The sequence below is a fragment of the Streptomyces anatolicus genome, assembly GCF_019400875.1.
GTDB lineage: Bacteria > Actinomycetota > Actinomycetes > Streptomycetales > Streptomycetaceae > Streptomyces > Streptomyces anatolicus.
Genome location: NZ_WMBF01000600.1, coordinates 1 through 3402 on the forward strand (window position 1 = coordinate 1; position 3402 = coordinate 3402).

Below are 3402 nucleotides of genomic sequence, written 5' to 3' on the forward strand. Positions count from 1 at the left end.
GAGGGAGCTGTGGCGGCGGGGGCGGTGGGGTCCTCCGCGCCCGACATCAGCCAGGCGTACTCCGCGTTCTCCCGCAGCAGTTCCTGGTGTGTGCCGACCGCGGCGACGCGGCCGCCGGAGAGCAGGGCGACGCGGTCGGCGAGCTGCACCGTGGAGGGGCGGTGGGCGACGATCAGCGCGGTCGTGTCCGCGAGGACCCGCCGCAGCGCCGCCTCCACCAGCGCCTCCGTGTGGACGTCCAGCGCGGAGAGCGGGTCGTCCAGGACCAGGAAGCGGGGGCGGCCCACCACCGCGCGGGCCAGGGCGAGCCGCTGGCGCTGGCCGCCGGACAGACTCAGGCCCTGCTCGCCGACCTGCGTGCCGGTGCCCTGCGGGAGGCCGTAGACGAAGTCGGCCTGCGCCACGTCCAGGGCGCGGGCCAACTCGGCCTCCCCGGCACCGGCTTCGGCGCCCATCAGGACGTTCTCGCCGACCGTCGCGGAGAACAGCGTCGGCTCCTCGAAGGCGACGGCCACCAGCGTGCGCAGCCGCTCGCGGTCCATCGCCGCGATGTCCTCGCCGTCCAGCGTGATGCGGCCCCCGCTCACCTCGTGCAGCCGGGGCACCAGCGCGGTGAGCGTCGTCTTGCCGCTGCCGGTCGCGCCGACCAGGGCCATGGTCTCGCCGGGCCGGATGTGCAGGTCGACGCGGCTGAGCACCGGGGGCGCGTCCGGCGGCGCGTCGGGATATCTGAACTCCAGGTCATGGAAGCGCAGTCCACCGCTTTCGGAGGCGGAGGCCAGAGAAGCGGGGGACGCGGAAGGAGCGGGAGAGGGGTCCTCCGGCTCCGCGTCCATCACCTCGAAGTACCGCTCCGTGGCCGTCGCCGACTCCTGGCTCATCGCGAGCAGGAAACCGATCGACTCCACCGGCCACCGCAGCGCCAGCGCCGTCGACAGGAAGGCGACCAGTGTCCCCGTGGACAGGTCGCCGTCCGCGACCCGCACCGTGCCGAGCACGAGCGCCGCCCCGATCGCCGCCTCCGGGAGCGCCATGATGACCGCGTAGATCGCCGCGAGGATCCGCGCCTTGGCAAGCTCCGTGCCCCGCAGGGTGTGCGACAGCTCGCGAAAGGCCCGCGCCTGGCTGCGATGGCGGCCAAAGCCCTTGATGATGCGGATGCCCAGCACGCTCTCCTCGACGACCGTCGTCAGATCGCCGACCTGGTCCTGCGCCCGCCGCGCCACGGCGGTGTACCGCCCCTCGTAGTACGCGCAGACGATCACCATCGGCGCCACGGGCGCCAGCAGCACAAGCCCGAGCGTGAAGTCCTGGCCCAGCAGGATGATCACGCCCACCACGATCGTCGCCCCGTTGACCAGCAGGAACGTCAGCGGAAAAGCGAGGAACATCCGCAGCAGCATCAGATCCGTCGTGCCGCGCGAGAGCAACTGCCCCGACGCCCACCGGTCGTGGAAGGCCACCGGAAGCCGCTGGAGATGGCGGAAGAGATCCGCCCGCATCGCCGCCTCCACGCCCGCCAGCGGCCGGGCGACGAGCCACCGCCGCAGCCCGAAGAGCAGCGCCTCCACCAGACCGAGCGCCAGCAGCGCGAACGCCCCGAGCCAGACTCCGGCCCCGTCCCCGTCGGCCACCGGGCCGTCCACCATCCACTTCAGTACGAGGGGGAAGACCAGCCCCGTACAGGAGGCGACGATCGCGACGATCGCCGCGGTGATCAGGCGAGTTCGGACCGGGCGCACATACGGCCACAGCCGCAGCAGTGTGCGGACGGTGGACCGTTCCCCGGTGGGGCCGTCTACGGGTGCCTCGGCGGGCGCAGCTGATTTCGGCATCAGGAGCGAGCCTACGGATGACTACTGACGGCGCCCACCGAGTTTTGGCCCGCACGCGGTACTCCGGTGGTCGTAGGTCTCACGCGTGCGCGCCCCCGGCGACGGACCGCCGAGCACCCGTGGGGCGGGGATGCTCGCGCCCGTCACCAGGGGCACGTCGACCGGCCGGTGTTCGTCCTAGACGGCTTCCCACAGGGCGGGCGTACTGGGCGGCTCCCACCCGGTCTGCGCCTGATGCGGCTGCAGGCACCGGTAGGTCGAGCCGCCGTACGTGACCGAGTCACCCGCCGCGTACACCTTGCCCGCGGCCCATGTGCCGCCGGGCTCGGGGTCGCCGGGTCCGGGGTCGCCGGGGCCGGGGTCACCGCCACCCGTGGTCCGCAGCGTCAGACCGAACTGCTGGAGCAGCGGATTGATCGGCTGGTGGAACGTCGTACCGCCGCTGCGGCAGTTGCCCGAACCGCCCGAGGTGACGCCCTGCGCCTGGCTCCCGGAGATGTAGGAGCCGCCCGAGTCACCGGGCTCCGCGCAGACCGTCGTCCTGGTCACGCCGCTGATGGTGCCCTCGGGGTAGGTGACGCTCGTGTTGTGCTGCGAGATCGTGCCGCAGTGCCACCCCGTCGTGGAGCCTGACCGGCAGATCGACGCACCCACCGGGGACTGTGTGGAGCCCCCGACGCCGACCCGCTGGCCGCCCGGACCCTTCACGTACGGGGTGGCGGTCCACTGCGTGTTCGTGGCGACCCAGGCCATGTCCCTGCCGGGGAAGATCGACCCCTGGAACGTGCCCTGGGCCACCCGGTTGTAGCCGGTGGTCGCCGTGCCCACGCGCCCGCAGTGCCCCGCCGTGGCGAAGCCCTGCTGCGCGCCCTTGGTGACGGAGAAGCCGACGGAACAGCGGCCGCCGCCCATGTAGTACGCGTCACCGCCCACGATGTCGTAGAGCGGGCGGGGCCTCTCCCGCGTCTTCTCCACGCGTACGAGGGAGGAGTCGACGCCCGCCGCGGAGACGAGGGAGTCCGCGGCGGCGGCCTTCACCGCGCGCACGACGACCGCGTTGGCACGTATGTCGACGTACCAGACGGGCGCGTCACGCGTCGCCTGCTTCTTCGCGGCGCGGTCCAGCTTGCTCTTGGCGGCGACGAGTTCGGACTCCGAGTACGGCACGACCCGCGCCTGCGCGCCGCGCGCCTCGATGAGCGGGACGTCGGCGGCGTCGGTGGTGGCCACGGTGAGCTTCTGGGAGGTGGCGCCGTGCACCCAGGCACCGGCGAAGTCACGGCCGAGCGCGTTGCGCAGCGCTCCCGCGTCGGCGCCGGCCTCGGCCTCGTTGACCAAACGAGCCTTGGCCTGCGCCGACGTGAGGCCGAGGTCGCGCTGCATCGCCTTCAAGACTCCGGGAGAGGTCTTGCCGACGGCGGCGCTCTCGGCGGGGGAGCGGACGGGGGAGGCTGCGGGATCGGCCTGCGCGAAGGCGCTGCCGGGCAGCGCGGCGAGCACCAGCGCACCGGCCGCGATGAGCGCGGCGCGGGTCGCGGCGGCGCCTCTGTGGGGAAGGGGGAGCATG

2 protein-coding genes are annotated in these 3402 nt (G+C 73.1%); both read right to left on the reverse strand.

Features of this window, described 5'->3' with window-relative positions:
- The coding region (locus tag GKQ77_RS30180) for an ABC transporter ATP-binding protein (protein WP_219692298.1) at nt 1-1835 on the reverse strand (1835 nt) is incomplete at its 3' end.
- 177 nt (nt 1836-2012) lie between these two features.
- On the reverse strand, nt 2013-3401 hold the full coding sequence (locus GKQ77_RS30185) for a carbohydrate-binding protein (RefSeq protein ID WP_219692299.1): 1389 nt from the start codon (nt 3399-3401) through the stop codon (nt 2013-2015).
- Between the last annotated feature and the right edge of the window lies 1 nt (nt 3402).

What these genes read in the sequence shown, in the direction of transcription:
- GKQ77_RS30185 (WP_219692299.1), bottom strand. Translation starts at nt 3,401, where the DNA reads ATGCTCCCCCTTCCCCACAGAGGCGCCGCCGCGACCCGCGCCGCGCTC.